Origin of the sequence: Roseburia zhanii (genome assembly GCF_014287635.1) — a bacterium.
Lineage (GTDB): Bacteria > Bacillota > Clostridia > Lachnospirales > Lachnospiraceae > Roseburia_B > Roseburia_B zhanii.
In genome coordinates this window covers 39,622-56,569 of the sequence record NZ_JACOPH010000001.1, presented here as the reverse complement: position 1 = coordinate 56,569, position 16,948 = coordinate 39,622, and the positions used below count along the sequence as shown (strand labels likewise).

At 39.4% G+C, this 16,948-nt stretch carries 17 protein-coding genes; 1 reads left to right on the top strand and 16 read right to left on the bottom strand.

Annotated elements, in window-relative coordinates; translation table 11 throughout:
* Positions 1-5: 5 nt before the first annotated feature.
* From nusG to rpmG, 3 genes are read right to left on the bottom strand one after another with little or no spacing between them, the layout of a single operon-like run.
* Entirely contained in the window at positions 6-524 is a 519-nt protein-coding gene (gene nusG / locus H8S17_RS00290; RefSeq protein WP_178051417.1) for a transcription termination/antitermination protein NusG, read from the bottom strand.
* Between the two features lie 12 nt (positions 525-536).
* The gene (secE, locus tag H8S17_RS00285; protein ID WP_178051416.1) at positions 537-746 is read right to left on the bottom strand and encodes a preprotein translocase subunit SecE; all 210 of its coding nucleotides are present in this window, start codon (positions 744-746) and stop codon (positions 537-539) included.
* A gap of 25 nt (positions 747-771) precedes the next feature.
* Complete coding sequence (gene rpmG, locus H8S17_RS00280; protein ID WP_147618461.1) at positions 772-921, bottom strand: 50S ribosomal protein L33; 150 nt, start codon at positions 919-921, stop codon at positions 772-774.
* 391 nt (positions 922-1,312) lie between these two features.
* Between rpmG and fliD the strand changes: the two genes are divergently transcribed.
* Entirely contained in the window at positions 1,313-2,608 is a 1,296-nt protein-coding gene (gene fliD / locus H8S17_RS00275; RefSeq protein ID WP_186865754.1) for a flagellar filament capping protein FliD, read from the top strand.
* A 52-nt stretch (positions 2,609-2,660) separates the two neighbouring features.
* On the opposite strand, the gene H8S17_RS00270 is transcribed toward fliD, so the two are convergent.
* From H8S17_RS00270 to H8S17_RS00210, 13 genes are all read right to left on the bottom strand, one after another.
* Entirely contained in the window at positions 2,661-3,884 is a 1,224-nt protein-coding gene (locus tag H8S17_RS00270; protein ID WP_186865753.1) for a glycosyltransferase family protein, read from the bottom strand.
* A 14-nt stretch (positions 3,885-3,898) separates the two neighbouring features.
* Positions 3,899-4,084 carry a hypothetical protein gene (locus tag H8S17_RS00265; RefSeq protein WP_186865752.1) on the bottom strand — a complete coding sequence of 62 codons (186 nt, stop codon included), beginning with the start codon at positions 4,082-4,084 and terminating at the stop codon, positions 3,899-3,901.
* Positions 4,085-4,143: 59 nt separating this feature from the next.
* Positions 4,144-6,648, bottom strand: coding sequence for a glycosyltransferase (locus tag H8S17_RS00260; RefSeq protein ID WP_186865751.1), 2,505 nt, complete (start codon positions 6,646-6,648; stop codon positions 4,144-4,146).
* Between the two features lie 11 nt (positions 6,649-6,659).
* Positions 6,660-8,393: a methyltransferase domain-containing protein gene (locus H8S17_RS00255; RefSeq protein WP_186865750.1), complete on the bottom strand. Its 1,734-nt coding sequence runs from the start codon at positions 8,391-8,393 to the stop codon at positions 6,660-6,662.
* 25 nt (positions 8,394-8,418) lie between these two features.
* Positions 8,419-9,552: a glycosyltransferase family protein gene (locus tag H8S17_RS00250; protein ID WP_243237918.1), complete on the bottom strand. Its 1,134-nt coding sequence runs from the start codon at positions 9,550-9,552 to the stop codon at positions 8,419-8,421.
* Between the two features lie 2 nt (positions 9,553-9,554).
* On the bottom strand, positions 9,555-10,730 hold the full coding sequence (locus tag H8S17_RS00245) for a LegC family aminotransferase (RefSeq protein WP_178051410.1): 1,176 nt from the start codon (positions 10,728-10,730) through the stop codon (positions 9,555-9,557).
* Positions 10,731-10,823: 93 nt separating this feature from the next.
* Positions 10,824-11,804: an NAD-dependent 4,6-dehydratase LegB gene (locus H8S17_RS00240; RefSeq protein WP_186865749.1), complete on the bottom strand. Its 981-nt coding sequence runs from the start codon at positions 11,802-11,804 to the stop codon at positions 10,824-10,826.
* Positions 11,805-11,829: 25 nt separating this feature from the next.
* Positions 11,830-12,903 (bottom strand): nucleotidyltransferase family protein, encoded by a 1,074-nt coding sequence (locus H8S17_RS00235; RefSeq protein ID WP_186865748.1) that lies wholly within the window; start codon positions 12,901-12,903, stop codon positions 11,830-11,832.
* A 53-nt stretch (positions 12,904-12,956) separates the two neighbouring features.
* Positions 12,957-13,646: an acylneuraminate cytidylyltransferase family protein gene (locus H8S17_RS00230; RefSeq protein ID WP_186865747.1), complete on the bottom strand. Its 690-nt coding sequence runs from the start codon at positions 13,644-13,646 to the stop codon at positions 12,957-12,959.
* 18 nt (positions 13,647-13,664) lie between these two features.
* Positions 13,665-14,807 (bottom strand): UDP-N-acetylglucosamine 2-epimerase, encoded by a 1,143-nt coding sequence (gene neuC / locus H8S17_RS00225; RefSeq protein ID WP_186865746.1) that lies wholly within the window; start codon positions 14,805-14,807, stop codon positions 13,665-13,667.
* On the bottom strand, positions 14,804-15,793 hold the full coding sequence (neuB, locus tag H8S17_RS00220; RefSeq protein ID WP_186865745.1) for an N-acetylneuraminate synthase: 990 nt from the start codon (positions 15,791-15,793) through the stop codon (positions 14,804-14,806). Before neuB ends, neuC begins: the two co-directional genes overlap by 4 nt.
* The gene (locus tag H8S17_RS00215) at positions 15,790-16,446 is read right to left on the bottom strand and encodes an acetyltransferase (protein ID WP_186865744.1); all 657 of its coding nucleotides are present in this window, start codon (positions 16,444-16,446) and stop codon (positions 15,790-15,792) included. The genes neuB and H8S17_RS00215 overlap by 4 nt, the downstream gene beginning before the upstream one ends.
* Entirely contained in the window at positions 16,443-16,808 is a 366-nt protein-coding gene (locus H8S17_RS00210) for a molecular chaperone (RefSeq protein WP_178052523.1), read from the bottom strand. Before H8S17_RS00210 ends, H8S17_RS00215 begins: the two co-directional genes overlap by 4 nt.
* Between the last annotated feature and the right edge of the window lie 140 nt (positions 16,809-16,948).

Here is a 16,948-nt window from a genome sequence, read left to right as displayed (position 1 = left end):
CCTCCTTAATCCATCTTCTTGACTTCTGCGAAACTGATCTCTACCGGTGTTTCGCGACCGAATAATTCTACATTGATCGTTACGATCTGTTTGCTATGATTCATTGCCTGAATCACGCCAACGGTATCTTTCCAGACACCTCCGGTAACTACAACTGTGTCACCTTCTTCAAAATCGACCTCAATGTTTTCATTTTTGATTCCCAGCGGCATCATTTCTTCGTCTGTCAGTGGTACCGGTTTTGATCCCGGTCCTACAAACCCTGTAACGCCTCGGGTGTTTCTGACCACATACCATGTATCATCATTCATAACCATATTGATGAGGACATATCCCGGAAACATCTTCTTAGAAACTTGCTTTTTCGCACCGTTCTTCATCTCAAAAACATCCTGCATCGGGACTCTTACTTCAAGAATCTGATCCTCTAAATGTCTGTTTTCAATCGTTTTGTCAATGTTCGCCTTTACCTTATTCTCATATCCCGAATAGGTATGAACTACATACCAGTGTGCCTCTGCCATAAAACGCCTCCATTATAATTTTACCAGGAAATCAATACCATACTGGATAAATGTATCCAGCACTGCAATCAATAAACCGACTACAACTGATACAGCGACTACAGCTACAGTCTGTTTTGCAAGTGATTCTTTTGCCGGCCAGACAATCTTGCCGAACTCGGCTTTCAAACCTTCGAACCAGCTCGTTTTAGGAGCTTTTTCTAATTTTGCGTTATCTGCCATGATCCAACTCCTTTGCTCAACCTGATTATTTGGTTTCTTTGTGTAAAGTATGTGTTCTACAGAATCTACAATACTTTTTCGTTTCCATTCTGTCCGGATGAGCTTTCTTGTCCTTTGTCATGTTGTAATTACGCTGTTTGCATTCTGTGCATGCCAATGTAATTTTCGTGCGCACAACTTCCACCTCCATAATTTCATTGTGTGTTTTTCTGATGCCTTATTTTTAGGCATAAAAAAAAGACCTACTTCCAAGCTGTTCTATAGTAACACACTCTTTTCGCTCCGTCAACAGTTTTTTAATGCAATCCGGTCATTTAAAATGCTTTTTGAAATTTTTATAAATTTAATCTTCATTATTTTAAGGAAGTTTACGATATTAGTTATGAGATATTATTTTTTCGTGACTTATGTACACGGATATAGTATAATTTATATAGTTATAAAAGGACTTAAAGGATTTATCACACCCCCAGTGCAGAATATCAATCACAGGATCTGAGGATGATCCCGGGATATTCAACTGTTGATTTTCTGCACACATTTCATGGAAGAAAGGAGGGGTTTCTATGTCAGCCGTTGACAACGCTTATCATTATTACCTAAGCACTTATGGCAGCTTCGCTGCATCGCGCTATGACACTCACAAAAAAAGTGAACTGCGCCATGTCTATAACAGTATATTAAAGATCAATCGGGAAGCCCCTCTTTACAAATTGAAACAGTCTGAGGATGTTCCGCGCTTTCTGATCGATATCAAGGAACATACCCGCCAGATCAAAAATGTGATTTCTTCTCTTTCTGATGATACAGATGGATTAGAGAGTTCTTTCCAGAAAAAGGTTGCTGTATCTTCTGATGAAGATATTGTATCCGTTGCTTACATAGGTTCGAACAATAATTCGGAAAATTCACAGCAATTTAATATAGAAGTAAAACAGCTCGCCACACCGCAGGTTAATTTAGGTAATTTTTTGTTTGGTGATTCCCTTGATATACCGCCGGGTGATTACTCTTTTGATCTGACGACAGCGACAAATTCCTACGAATTTCAGTTTACGGTAAATCCAGACGATACCAACCGTTCCATACAGGATAAGCTCACCCGTTTATTTAATACATCCGGTGTCGGTCTGACAGCCGAAGTCATGATTGATGAGAAAAACCGCAGTTCCTTAAAGCTGACTTCAAAACAGACGGGTTTAAGTGAAAACGAAACTTCTCTTTTTGAGATCAAACCAAGTGCTTCTTCCGGTTCGATTGCAGCAATGGAAGTATTAGGCATTGAGCATGTCAGTGCTCCGGCACATAACTCGTCATTTATCCTAAACGGTAAAGAACACAGTTCTTACTCGAATACATTTACGATCAATAACATTTTTGAACTGACCTTACATGGCATCAGCCGGACAGACCATCCGTCTGCTATCGGTTTTAAGACCAGTATCGATGCTGTTGCAGATAACCTGCAAAAACTCGTCGATGCCTATAATGGTTTTATAGAAACAGGAGAGAACTATTCGTCCAGTGCACAGGGCAACCGCCTTCTGCGTGATCTGAAAAATGTTTCCTATTCCTATAAGGATAACCTTGAAAATATCGGCATGATTGTAAATGAAAGCGGTTCCATCACGATCGATAAAACATTACTTGCCGACGCACTTGATACCGAAGATCCAAGTGCTGCGTTTTCTATATTGAATTCGTTTAAAAACTCACTGTTTGCAAAAGCAGATAACGCCTCAATCAACCCGATCAAATATGTAGATAAGATCATCGTTGCCTATAAACGTCCGGGAAGAAATTTTACTTCTCCATATTATTCTTCTATCTACTCTGGTATGATGTTAGACCGATATTGTTAAAAAAGTGTGAAAAAAGCCGTGCAGATTTCATTTTTCTGCACGGCTTTTTATTTTATCGTGTTCTTTTTAAATATTCTGCACGCTTTATCCACGTATGATTGTTTTTTGCGTACAGATATCCACAATCTGCGATCGCCTGCATCTTATCTGCCTGTTGCAGTAAATCTTCCACGATCCCCGGCAGATGCTGTATTTCCGGAAGTTCAAACGTAACAAAACCTGTATCTGCCATCTTTTTTTGTTCTTCTTTCAGATACTGTGACGTATCTGTGACTACAACCGATTTTGCCAGCATACCATTGATGATCCGGTCATGTATTCCATTTTTATACCATGTCATGGTATTTAGCACAATCTTACTGTGGTTCATCAGCTCTAACACCTGTGGTGCAAGTACTTTTCCACCATATAAAAGATTCGGATTGTCTGCCCACTCACACTGATCCCAGCCGCCGCCAAATACTGCTACCTTAATGCCGTGCTCTACTAGAAGCCTGACCGACTGTTCCCTGTAATACGAAGTTGCAAATGAATCTAAAAAACGCAGTTTTGTGATCTGCCTGCATAATTCTTCGTCGGAATACTGTATCCCGATTGACTGAAAATATGTTTCGACCACATCTTCTGTTGTCTGATATGGATTTTGTATCAGATTTTTTAACACTTCCTGCGTTAATGCAAACGCATCATATTCCTGAATTTCTCCTAAATCCGGCACTAACCCTTCTGCCACATATTTTGAAAGACTGCCCGCATACAAGACATCGATCTGCCGTTCTTTTATGCATGGGTGTGATACTTCTTTTCCATAACTAAGATAGCATGTTCCCGCTTCTGATGGCCGGGAAATATCTGCTTCCATACCTGCATGTGGCAGGAAATCTACATGGGCAAGTTCCGGATAAAAACGTTTCAGATAAGTCACATGGTTACGGTCTGTACAGAATATCCTCGATGTTTTCGGTGCATGACGGAGTGGTTGGTCATAATGAAAGGGATGATCCATCAAAATATTATAGTATGGGATATTCTTTTCTTCCCATATATTTTTTCCTTCTGAAAAAGACAGATTATAGCCGATATTGTTAAATGTCACAACTGCATCAATGCCCGGTTCTTCCAATAAGTTCCAAAGTTTCTGCAAAAAGGTATCTTTTTCCCGCACATCAAGAATATAGACAGCATCACCTAATTCTTCAAATGCTGCAGACAGATCTGCGATAAACAGATCGATCGTATCGTAGATGCCTTGTATAAATAAAATGTTTTCTTTCATGGTGTTCTCCACATTTATTTTGCTTCTATAGTATTTTGATGATGGATCTGCCTGATATATGCTATATCATAGCCTGTTAGTTCAGCAATTTCCTCGGGTGCTTTCCCATTTTGCAGCATACGCAGTATAACAGTTGCAATTCCTCGCTCTAGTCCTTGTTCTAATCCCTGTTCTAATATTGCATCACTCAAAGTACACATCCCATCAATCCTCCTTCGCATTTCCGATGTCATTTTCAGACCATATTTCATTTCTGATCTTATGAGAGAGAACCTCTCTGAGCAAATCTCCCTCTCCAAAAATACTGATATGGCTCTGTCACACCTTCTGCCCTGCTTTCTTTCGCAAAGGAAAACTCCTCCACCCTTATACCGGCTGCATTTAACAGGTCAATCCATTCTTCTGCTGTGTAACCTGTAACATGATCTGCATCTGCGATGCCGATATCCTGATTCTTATACTCCTTTGGCAGCAAATGACACCATGGATGTTCACGGTTATAAATACTACCGGTTATCATGCAATCTTTCCCTGCCCATCTGCGCAGCTTACGAAATACAGCAGATACCTGCTCTTTTGGGATATGTTCCCAGATCCCACCCGTTAAGATCTGATCAAAACAGTCTGTATAGGCATCTTCCTTCATGTCACAAATATCTGACTGCAATACATCTGCAATCTTAGCTGCCAGTCCGGCAGCTTTCTCCTGTTTTTCAACCCCGGTCACTTTTGCATCCGGATACCTGTTTATGATCCTTGCCAAAGTTGCACCAGTTCCACAGCCAATATCTAGCAGGCGAAACGTTTCTTCTTCCGGTCTTTTGACCTGCTCTGCCTCCCAGACTTTTATGTAGGAAAATCTTGATGGATGCATATTCCATTTTTCTATAAATTTTTTCTGATTTGTTTCTAACAGCTTTGAAAATTCCGGTTTTCTCTTTCCAAAGCTTTTACTGCCATAATGAAAGATAAAACTATTCCTGCACAAAAGCTGCTGCCAGCCGGCATTCGCCAAACGCATTCCAAGATCTGTATCTTCATAATTTCCGGGTGAAAATCTTTCATCTAAAAGTCCTACCTGCTCTAATGCCTTCCTTTTAAGCAGTACTGAAAAACCAACCAGCCAGATCTTCTTTTCATAAGGATTGCTTACGGAAATCTTATGCCGCATAGCATAGCTTAAATAATTCTGATCTGTCACTGTCGTATCATCAATATTCTGATAATTTGGTGCAAAATTTGTCACACTTCCTGCTGCTCCAATATCCGAACTTTCATACAATCCCATCTGTAGCCAGAACAATGCGTCCGGTGGAACTAATGTATCACTGTTTAACAGCCAGATATTACTGTCTGCTTCTGCCATCGCGATTCCCTGATTGCATCCTTTTGGAAATCCCACGTTCTCTTTATTACAGCACAACTTAATATCCTTTTGGTTCTTTAACCATTCTACGCTGCCATCACTTGACGCATTATCGATCACGATCAGTTCATATGTCCCACTATCACAATGCCTGCGGATACTTTCAATACAATTTCTTGTTTCATTTAACGTATTATAAGATAAAATGACGATCGCTGTTTTATTTACCACAACAGACATTTTTTCTTTTACGCTTTCTGCAAGAGCCTCTAATTCCTCTTTTGCCTTTCCGTCACTTTTATAAGCCTGCTGCCTGTAAAACAGATATGCCTGTGTGCTGTTCTTTGCTTCATAGTAAAGTCCTAAACGTTTGACTGCCGGAAGATATCCCCCTGCCTGTACATAAAATTCCGTTGCACGATTCATCCGTGACAGACATTCATAAATCACACCAATATTATAATAAGCAAGATAAGAATCTACTCCGACCACCCGTCCGTTATGTAAAGAAACCGCCTTTAAAAATGAATTGACAGCCTGTTCAAAATACTCATTATTCATATAGACAAGTCCGAGCAGAAATTGAAAATCAGATGTCCCACCAAATTCTTCTTCAAGGCCGGTAAGCCCCAATGCCTGCTTCTTTTGACCGGAATTTAACAGTGCATAGCCATACGTTTCTACCATTGTAATCACATATTCTAACTTCGGATCAAGATCATGCCAGAGGGCTTTGGAAAAATAATCACTCGCCATTTTATAATCTTCTGCCATGTAGTAGCTTTTTCCAAGCTGATACAAGATATAAGGATCTTCTCCATTTTCTTCTAACGTCTGCTTTAACAGGCTGATATTACGTTCTGCTTTTTTTGCTTTTTCTTCTTTAGTCAGTAAATACCCACTGTGATCAATCTGTACCGGAGCCGTATAAGTTTTAATGGCACCGCCATCTTTTCTTACAAGCTGTTCGTGTATCTTTCCCTCATACTGATAGTATCTTCTGTCAAACAAACGGCTGATGTATTCTACTTCTTCCTGTATTTCATTTTTTTGATAAAAATAATTCTTTCTACGAATCCGTCCTAAGCCTTCTGGGAATTTGTCAAAGCAGTTCTGGATCTGTTTAATATCCATCTTCTGTATATATTCATCACTGTCTAATACAAGTATCCTGTCATTGACTGCTTTTGATACTACATAGTTTTTGGCTTTTGCAAAGTCATCACACCAAGGAAACTCATAGACGGAACCTGTATAGTTTCTAATCATCTCTAATGTTCCATCCGTAGAACCGGTATCGGCTACTACAATTTCAAGATCATAACCAGCTAATGCCTGCAGGCATTTTTCTAAATTTTCTTTTTCATTTTTTGTGATGATACAGACTGATAAATTCATATTCTTTCCTTTCAGCACTTTTTAGCCACAAGCAGATACTGATATACTTCAAACTCTCTCTTTGCAGCAACACCCGGAATCTGTAACAGTGCATCATAGATACCTTGATCTTCTTCTGACATTTTCGGCATATGCTCTGTGTGATCGGTAATCTCTATCTGATATCCACAATCCAAAAACATCGCTTTTATTTCATTCCATGTAAAAAAGTGGATATGTGTCCGGTCTAAAATCCCTGATTCCTCATATGTGAAATTACCTTTTAACAACTCCACGATCACCGGTGCGTGCATCAGATTCGGTATACTTGCTATCAGCCGTCCGTCTTTTTTCAGATACCTATGCAGCATCTTAAGTATCTGTGCAGGATCATGTAAATGTTCTAACACATCTGCACAAATGATATAATCAAAAAATCCTTCTTCATAAGGCATTGTGATCTGTTCAATGTTACCATGGATGATCGTTGGCAGATATTTTTTTGCAATAGGCATAATAGTTTCTGCAATTTCAATTCCATAAACCTCTGCCTCTTGATACAATCCTTGAATACAGCCTAACGTTGCACCCATGCCACAACCGATCTCTAATACCCGGAAGGCTCCATTTGGTTTTGTTTCCTCAAGCAGCTTTACGATCTCATAACGTTCATATCTGTAATACTGACAGTCAAATCCCCATTTTTCTTTAAATTTTGCTGCATTTTTATCAACCAGATCAAAATACGACCGCAGATTCTTTCGGAAACTGCCTTTACTGAAATGATAGACAAAGGAATTTTTACATAACAGCAATTTATAGCCTGCCTGAATGATTCTGTAGGAAAGATCATCATCTTCAAAATATGCAGGTGAAAATCTTTCATCTAATAATCCGATACGGTTTAATACGCTTCTTTTCAGTATCATCGAAAATCCTATCAGACGCAGTTTATCTTCATATGGATGTTCCATCGGAATATTATTTTCCTCTGCAAAGAGCATATAGTCAGAGCCTTTCTCAAACTCCTGTTTTACCTGCTGATGATTGGATATGGAATTACTGACACTTCCGGCTGCTCCTATTTCTTCACTCTCATACAGTCCCATCCGAAGCCAGAAAACCGCATTTACAGATACCATCGTATCATTGTGTAACAGCAGGATATCATGGTCTGGTTTTGCCATTATTATTCCCAGATTACAGGCTGCCGGAAATCCTAAATTCGTATCACTACAATACAGCCTGATATCGTTCTGCCTCTTTAAGTATTCCGTTACTTCATCATCTGATGCATTATCTATGACAATAATTTCATTAGAGGTTACATCTATTGTTTCACGCAGACTATCTAAACATAAAGATAATTCTGTTTTTGCCCGATAGGACGGAATAATGACAGAAACTTCTGGCACACGATATCCCTGTATCGCAAGTGCTTCTTTTGCATCTTCGATCACTGACTGATCCTGCACGTCATCACAATAATATGCTGCCTGTTCAAAACAAAGATATGCCTGTTTAGGATTATGCTTAAGATAATACTGTCCAAGCATAAAGTACAATTCATAGTTCCTGCAATTATATATAAGTCCTCTTTGTATACAGGAAAACATCTTTTGATATTCCTGTTTCTGATAACAGATCTCTGCTTCTAAAATTGCTAAAATATCTGTATAACCTGTTTTTTCTGTTTCCGCATGAATACATGCCTCTGCTTCTTCATAACATGCCTGTTCTATATATTTGCTGATTTCTTCATACATAGCCTGTTCATCCTTTACCAAAAACTTAAGAAAGCAGTTCCCTGAGCCGTACCTCAAAATTAAAATCACGCTTGATACGCTCTGTTCCGCGATGTGCAATACTTCTGCGTAGTTCTTCGTTTCTTAGATAAAACTCTGTTTTTGCATATAGATCTTCCAAACTCTCATATACTTCACATTCTTGTCCTATTTCAAAATATTCCCCAAGTTCCATCTGATAATTACTCAAAAGAAATCCACCCGATGCCATGACTTCGATCGCACGGAGCGGTATTCCTGTCTGGATATATTTTAATGAAATATTCAGGTTAATGTCACTAGCTGCAAAGATTACAGGCACCTGCGTTTCATAATCTGCATATCCATGAAAATGTACTCTCTTTAAACTCTTATCTTCCTTACCGGAATACACATCCACTGGATAATGTTCTGATAAAACAGACAATGCCAGATACCGCTCCCGTCTGGTGACTTCCTGTGCAAGCAGAAATTCCAATTCCCGCCTGCCCATCGTAAAACCATCCTCTGACACTTTTTGATACACTTCACTCATACGAAAAAGCAATTCATCTGTCAGCAATTCTGATATCAGATATCCTCCATAAATTTTCAACTGTGAATTTATAATTCCCTCAAAATATCCCTTTAAATACCCATCTAACGGACTCATAAAGTATGCATATTCTGTCTGATAAAGATTTCCTACCATAGAGATCTGGTAGTGTTCCCGTTTTTTTGCTGCCTTGATCTTCTCCTGAAACAATGCCACATCTGCGGCTAACGGAAGATGTTTTGCTAAAATTCCCATTTTCTGATAGGAATAAGCCTCTGTGCGGTCAAAAAAATACAATGTATTACAGGAATTTTTCATCGGTTCTAAATTCTCTATATGTACCGGTGCATCATAGATCCATGACACATAGGGAATACTATATTCTTCACAAATGTCTGAGATCAACGGAGAAAAATTCACAGACAGCACTTTCTGATAGTTCCCTGTCTGTATGACCTTACGGAATTGCTGCATAAACAGATCGTCACATTCCCAATCTGTAAACTGATAAAAATATGTATCATATGGAATATCTAATGTTTGTAATCCACGTTCGATTCCTTCGTTCATAAAGGAATGCCATTTGAAAAACAGGAGTTTTGTCATGGTTATACCGCCTCTGTCACTTCTATGATCTTTTCTGCCACGTATCTGATCTCATCCTTCGTGATCTGTGTACTACATGGGAAATTTAAGACACACCTGCTGTAATAAGATGCTTTTTCGATCTGATAAGCAATATATTCCTGATATGGTTTTTGTTCATGGACCAGTCCCCAGATCGGTCTAGTCTGAATCCCCAGTTTATCTAATTCCATGATCACATCTCTTAAATTCAGATTTTTCTGGTCTTTTAAAATTTCAAGTGCATAGAACCAGTGGTTCGTACGCGTATGCTCCCGAAATGGCAGAAGTTTTCCGGCAGTATACTCTGTAAATAACTTCTGATACAACAGATAATTTTCTCTTTTACGCCGGATAAATTCCTCTAATTCTTCCATCTGCGCCACACCTAAAGCTGCCTGCAGATTTGTCATCCGGTAATTATATCCGATTTCATTATGGATATAATAGTGTGGATCATCTTTTGCCTGTGTCGATAAGTATTTCAAATGTGCAACTTCTTCTTTTTTTCTACCAGTAAGTGCACCCCCGCCGCCGGTTGTAATGATCTTATTTCCATTGAAAGAATATGCTCCAAAATCGCCGATCGTTCCTGCAAATCTACCCTGATATTTTCCACTTTCAAAATAGGAACCCAATGCTTCTGTTGCATCTTCGATCACCTTTAGCTGATACTCTTTTGCGATCTCCATGATTGCATCCATATCAGCAAGATTTCCAAATACATGTACGACAATCACAGCTTTTACCTTTTTTCCGGATGCTTTATGGATCAGGTATCCATCAGATCTTACACACTCTTTTTCGCAAAACTGCCGCAGTTTCTGTGGGTCCATACATAAACTGTCATCACAATCCATAAATACCGGCTCTGCAAACTGATATCTGACCGGATTTACAGCTGCAATAAATGTAAGTGTTGGCACAATCACCATATCACCGGGTTCTACACCACATCCAAGCAGTGCTAAATGAAGGGCAGATGTTCCACTTTGACATGCTACCACCTGTGGTATATGAAGATACTCTGCCATCATTTCTTCTAACTTTGTAATATAAGCTCCTCCGGTAGATACCCAGCCTAACTGTAAGGCATCGTCTACATATTTTTTTTCATTCCCTTCAAAATTCGGAATGGATAATGGTATATACTTCTCCATACCAGTGATCCCTCTTTTCTATCATCCTGCTGCCAGATCATATATCATACATTCTGATATATACATCATATTTCAGCACATTTATCTTTAAAATTACACATTATAGATATCCGTTTTATATGCCTGCATATGTTCCCTGATCCATGCGATCGTTTCTGCAATACCTTCTTCAAACGTATACTGCTGTTTCCAGTTCGTCAATGCTTTGATCTTTGTATTGTCCCCTAATAAACGGTTGACTTCACTTTTCTCAGGCCGCAGCCGCTTTTCATCACAGACGATTTCTGCATCAGAATTGATCTGTGCTATGATCTCTTTCGCCAGATCTCCAATGGAGATTTCTCTTTGTGTCGCAATATTGATCTCCTCACCGATCGTTTTATCCGATTCTGCGATCGCAATAAATCCTGCTGCTGTATCTTTTACATAATTAAAATCTCTTGTTGGTGTCAGCGCACCTAATTCAATCTTATCTTTTCCTGCTAATAACTGTGAAATGATTGTAGGGATCACAGCTCTTGCAGACTGTCTTGGTCCAAATGTATTAAACGGTCTGACGATCGATACCGGCAGATTGAAACTGCGGTAAAAACTTTCCGCTAATCTGTCCGCTCCGATCTTCGTTGCAGAATAAGGAGATTGTCCTTGAAACGGATGTTTTTCATCGATCGGTACATACTGTGCTGTTCCATATACTTCTGATGTTGATGTTACCAGTATCCGGCTCGTATCTAACTCTCTAGCCGCCTGCAAAACATTTAAAGTTCCCTTGATATTGGTATCAACATATGAGTCCGGTGAATGATAACTGAATGGTATTGCGATCAGCGCTGCTAAATGAAATACTTCATCTACCCCTTTCATAGCTTCACGAACGCCATTCGGATCGCGGATATCTCCTGCAAATATTTCGATCTGATCTAATTTTTCTTTGGGAAATGTATCTAACCATCCCCAGTTATTGAATGAATTGTAATATACAAATGCTTTAACATCATATCCTTTTTTCAAAAGATTTTCTGTCAGATGGCTCCCGATAAATCCATCTGCACCTGTCACTAATACTTTTTTCATTTCTGTACGCTCCTTATATCTTCTGTTATTCAGATTTGAGATTTAACTTTTCTTCCATACGATGCATTTCCTCAAATTCACCCATATCAAGAAATGAATCTTCACTGATCGGATACATTCCTACTTTTTTGTGTTTTTTTAATAAAAGATCTGCCAAATCCGTCATATGGAAAAATGTGTCCTCTGGTATCTCCTGTATCAGTTCCGGATCTAAAACATACATCCCTGTATTGACAAAATAGGAAAGCCTCGGCTTTTCTTCCATGGATTCGACCATACCATTTTCACTCGCATGGATCACCCCATAGGGTACCACCATATTTTTCATTGCCGTAACAATCGTCAATGCATTTTCTGACTCTTTATGATGTCTGTAAATATCTTCATAATCTGCATGGATCAAAATATCACAGTTCGTAACGATAAACGGTTTTGTAAACGGTTCTGTTATCAGTCTAAGACTCCCTGCTGTACCAAGCGGCTTATCTTCCTCCACATAACATATCCTGTAATCTGTCGAAATTTCGGAAAAATATGATTTGATCATACTTTTCCGATAATTTACTGTTGCATAAAACTGCTGCACACCAAAATCCTTGAACTTATCAATGATCCTCTCCATGATCGGAATATCTCCGATCGGGATCAGTGGTTTTGGAAGAATCTTTGTATAGGGATAAAGCCTTGTTCCTTTTCCACCAGCCATAATTACTACCGGAACTTCATTTAAACTTTTTCGATGCTTTGGCACATCACTTTCTTTTTTTTCTCTAAAAACAATATCCGATATGATTCCTTTTAAAGTAACAACTGGAAGTGCCGTAATATCCTGCTTTTCCATATATTTTTTAGCTGCTTCGATATCCTTGCGGCCAATGGTCTTAGGATCATGGTTCATCACCTGTTCCACTACCCCGGATAATTCTCCTGTCCGAATCAGCCATCTGCGGATATCTCCGTCTGTCACCACACCGGACAATTTCCGGTTCGCACCAACAACAAACAAAATTCCCCTTGCATTACTGTCTATTTTCTGCATTGCTTCAACAACAGTATTGTCCGGGGATATCAGAAATCGTTCCAACTGTTCTGTTTTCATACGGTAACCTCCTTGTTGATCCACTATCTTCCATGATAGGCTGTTCGTTTTCTTTATGATATATAGTTGCCAAGCACCATCTCTGCCATCTGAAAATCAAAGGCATCATCAATGTCTATAGAATGTTGTTTGTCCATGATATAAGCATATGACTTTTCATTATAAAGATTTTCATGTGCCATAAGCATCTTTGTCTTTTGTATATAAATTGCTCCGTTAATACGGTAAAATGTTTCTGCTGCCTGCCTTGCACCTACCAGATTGCTGTCAAGGAACTGATACATTGAATGATCTTCACCTAATTTATTGCATATCTGTATGGAATGTTCTAACGGACAGACACTGATCACTGCATCAGCTTTTTTTTTACAAAATATCGCATATGCCTGACAGATATCGGCTGCATCACGTAACGGTGAAGTCGGCTGTAAAAGTGTCACTAAATCAAACTCTCTGCCATATGCCTGATACTTTTTTATGACTGATCTTAAGGTATCCCATGTACTGCTTGTATCCTGTGCTAATTCTTCCTCACGTAAAAACGGGACATCTGCTCCACATTTTCTTGCAATATCCGCATACAGACTGCTGTCTGTCGATACATGCACACAGTCAAACAGCTTTGACTGTACTGCCGCTTCAATCGTATATGCCATCAATGGCTTTCCTTTTAAGAGTTTGATATTTTTATCTTTTAACCCTCTTGAACCGCTTCTTGCCGGAATGATCGCAATATGCTTCATCTCAATCGCTGCTCCTTTTTATATCGTATAAAAATGTTTTTTCAGATCAATCTTTTCTTCTGAAAACAATTTCTTAATTGTTTCTGTAATGATTTCAGAAGTGTGGCCATCTCCATATAAGGCAGACTTCTTATGCTCTGTTGCTGCTGCCTTTTTCATTGCCTGTACAATCTCATCTTTCTCATTCCCACAATTTATGATTGTATCTGCCATCAATCTACCCATTTGCCGGTTTCCAATATTCACTGTCGGCACCCCAAGTGCAGGTGCCTCGATAATACCACTTGATGAATTTCCAAGCACAAATGCACTGTAACGTACTGCACTCAGATACCGAAGCATCCCTAATGACGCTGTGATCTGCACATGTTTATGTTCCTTTGCAAAGATTTCCAGCATCCGGTTGATTTCACCTGCTCCTGCATCAGCATTCGGCTTTGTAATAAGATAATGATACTGGCTTTCTTCTTCTATGGCCGCAAGCAGTTCCCTCGTCTGTTCTCCTGCCTGTTGTCTTTCTAATGTAACCGGATGAAAAGTAACGATCACATATGCTTGATCCTTTGCTATTCCCAGTTCTTTCTCCACTGTCCGTCTGTCATATAATGGTACATGCAGAATATTTTCCACTCCGAGAGCCCCTGCATTGATTACACGTTTCGGATCTTCTCCCATCTGAATGATCCGCTTTCGGTATACTTCTGCCGCCGGAAAATGCAGATAACTCATCTTTGTAATAGCATGTCGTACACAATCATCCACAGCACCTTCCGTCAACTCGCCGCCATGCAGATGTGCGATTGGAATATTCTCGTTCATTGCTGCACAGCAAATACCTAAGATTTCTGTTCTGTCACCAAGTACAACCAGAAGATCCGGCAGATCTTCCATAAAAGCTTTTGCAAATCTCCTGAGTGCATTTGCCATGGTTGCAGAAATTGCATAAGGCATATTCCCCTCTTCAAGAATCGGAATCTCTTTATAAATTCTGATTCCATCTGCCTCGATCTCCTGTTTTGTATTCCCATACCGCTTAGACAGATGTGTGCCGGTAACATACAATTGTACTTCAAATTCTTTTTCCTGTTCCAACCGGCAGATCAATGGTTTTAAAATTCCATATTCTGCCCGCGTGGCAGTTACGATTGCAATTTTCTTCATATCAGTTCATCCGTATCATAATCTCGTGCTGCTTTCGTATTTAAGAGTTCCGTCCATTTCATTGGGGAAATCCCATTTCCCGGACGTTTGACTGTTAAATTTTCTTCTGTAAAAACTTCCCCTTTTTTAATCGGGCATCGTGCAACAATGCTCTTTCTTGCTGCAATGCAATTCTTTTCTTCTGAAACGGTACATTTCTTTCTACCATCACCAAGACTTTTTTCCACATTGCGGATCGCACGTATCATCTGCTTTAATTCCTGTGGTTCTAAGCTTGCGGCATGATCCGGTCCGTCCATACCCCGGTCTAGGGTAAAATGTTTCTCGATCACAACTGCACCAAGTGCTACTGCTGCGATCGGTACTTCGATACCTTTGGTATGGTCTGAATAACCCACCGGTTTTTTTAATTCATTTTTCATCTGTGCCATAGCAGAGAGATTGACATCTTCAAACGGTGTTGGGTATTCCGTATTACAATGCAGAATGGTAATATCGTCGGCTCCGTTTTCTTCTAAAACTTCTATTGCATCCTGTATCTCCGACATTTCGCACATTCCAGTAGACATGACGATCTTCTTTTTGGTCTTTCCTATTTTTGCAAGATACGGATAGTTTGTCACTTCACCAGATGGTATCTTCCAGAAATCCACACCTAATTCATCCAAAAAGTCTATACTATGCAGATCAAATGGTGTAGATAAAAAACCAATCCCACACTTTTTGCAATACTGTTTTAGTTCTACAAATTCAGATTCTTCCAAGGCTAATTTTGTAAGCATCTGTAACTGGGATTCTTCCTGTTTTTCTGCTGTTTTCTGATAATCTGCTTTTTTTGCATAACGTGAAACCAATGCGGCTGGCACAAATGTCTGGAATTTAACATAATCTGCACCTGCCTCTTTTGCAGCATCCACCATCTGCTTTGCAAGCACCAGACTGCCATTATGATTGACACCTGCCTCCGCTATGATCATAATACTCATCGTCTGTCCCTCTCTTTTGCCGGTACGCCCATGATCGTACAATTTCCTGCAATATCCTGTACAACTACACTTCCGGCTCCTGTTACTGTATGTCCACCAATCCAGATTCCCTGTATGATCTTTGTACCTAAACCTAGTTCACAAAAATTTCCTACGGTTACATTTCCGGCAAGGGTTACATCTGGGCTTAATGTCACAAAATCACCGATCCTGCCATCATGTGAAATCGAACTCCTTAGATTTAAAAATACAAAATCCCCAAGCGTTACATTTGTCGAAATGGCTGCATCCATACTGATCATGCACCCTTTTCCCATTTGCACATCTTCGCAGATCCTCGTATTAGAAAGAATCAGATTCGGAAAATGCAGATTCGGATTCTGCATCAGTCTGTCGGCAATCTTCTTTCTTAATAGTGGTGGTCCTACACAGATAAATACATTTGTATCTTCGGTTTTACCCAGCAGATAATCATCATTTCCAAGATAAGTTATCATTTCTTTTCCTACGACAACGCCTCTGCCATTTTCCGGTAGTTTTTCATCTATATATCCGAGGATTTCCCATGTCGGTGTCAGTTTATTTAGTTCCTGTATCTGCCAGACCAACTCTCTCATGCAGCCGCCTGAACCAATCAGGACTGCCTGATTCATTCCCCACTCACTTCCTCTACTGCCTCTCCTAAAGCCTCAAACTCCACGATCAGCTCTTTGATCGCCTCAGCGATCTTTTTATCGTCCTTTGCGGAAGCTGCATCTGTCAGTGCTAAGATCTTACGGTTAAATACCTCTTTATGAATACGCTCTTTTCCTTCATTCAAAAGTGACAGTGTCCCGTTTACCACCTGCACTTCCCAGTTAATTCCATCAATGATCCCTTTTAAGAAAACATCCGTATCATCTAACCGTTCTCCTGATAATTCCTTGATAATGATATTCATATTTTTTAAAAGACGTACATTAAATTCTTTTAAAATCTCTAGTGCCTCTAACTGTTCTTTTCTGTTATCCTCCATGATTTCTACCTGGTCTTCATGACCTTCCTTTCTTTGTCATTATAATTTATATCGGACAAGCGTACGCTTTCCTTAATTCTGTTTCTTTTCATTCACATACAAATGTATTATAATACCCTTAAATAAAAGATACAAAAGGT

Bases quoted from the DNA above. Each gene is read 5' to 3' on its own strand.
- nusG (WP_178051417.1), bottom strand. From the start codon at position 524: ATGGCAGAGGCACACTGGTATGTAGTTCATACCTATTCGGGATATGAG.
- secE (WP_178051416.1), bottom strand. From the start codon at position 746: ATGGCAGATAACGCAAAATTAGAAAAAGCTCCTAAAACGAGCTGGTTC.
- fliD (WP_186865754.1), top strand. From the start codon at position 1,313: ATGTCAGCCGTTGACAACGCTTATCATTATTACCTAAGCACTTATGGC.
- H8S17_RS00270 (WP_186865753.1), bottom strand. From the start codon at position 3,884: ATGAAAGAAAACATTTTATTTATACAAGGCATCTACGATACGATCGAT.
- H8S17_RS00265 (WP_186865752.1), bottom strand. From the start codon at position 4,084: ATGTGTACTTTGAGTGATGCAATATTAGAACAGGGATTAGAACAAGGA.
- H8S17_RS00260 (WP_186865751.1), bottom strand. From the start codon at position 6,648: ATGAATTTATCAGTCTGTATCATCACAAAAAATGAAAAAGAAAATTTA.
- H8S17_RS00255 (WP_186865750.1), bottom strand. From the start codon at position 8,393: ATGTATGAAGAAATCAGCAAATATATAGAACAGGCATGTTATGAAGAA.
- H8S17_RS00250 (WP_243237918.1), bottom strand. From the start codon at position 9,552: ATGACAAAACTCCTGTTTTTCAAATGGCATTCCTTTATGAACGAAGGA.
- H8S17_RS00245 (WP_178051410.1), bottom strand. From the start codon at position 10,730: ATGGAGAAGTATATACCATTATCCATTCCGAATTTTGAAGGGAATGAA.
- H8S17_RS00240 (WP_186865749.1), bottom strand. From the start codon at position 11,804: ATGAAAAAAGTATTAGTGACAGGTGCAGATGGATTTATCGGGAGCCAT.
- H8S17_RS00235 (WP_186865748.1), bottom strand. From the start codon at position 12,903: ATGAAAACAGAACAGTTGGAACGATTTCTGATATCCCCGGACAATACT.
- H8S17_RS00230 (WP_186865747.1), bottom strand. From the start codon at position 13,646: ATGAAGCATATTGCGATCATTCCGGCAAGAAGCGGTTCAAGAGGGTTA.
- neuC (WP_186865746.1), bottom strand. From the start codon at position 14,807: ATGAAGAAAATTGCAATCGTAACTGCCACGCGGGCAGAATATGGAATT.
- neuB (WP_186865745.1), bottom strand. From the start codon at position 15,793: ATGAGTATTATGATCATAGCGGAGGCAGGTGTCAATCATAATGGCAGT.
- H8S17_RS00215 (WP_186865744.1), bottom strand. From the start codon at position 16,446: ATGAATCAGGCAGTCCTGATTGGTTCAGGCGGCTGCATGAGAGAGTTG.
- H8S17_RS00210 (WP_178052523.1), bottom strand. From the start codon at position 16,808: ATGGAGGATAACAGAAAAGAACAGTTAGAGGCACTAGAGATTTTAAAA.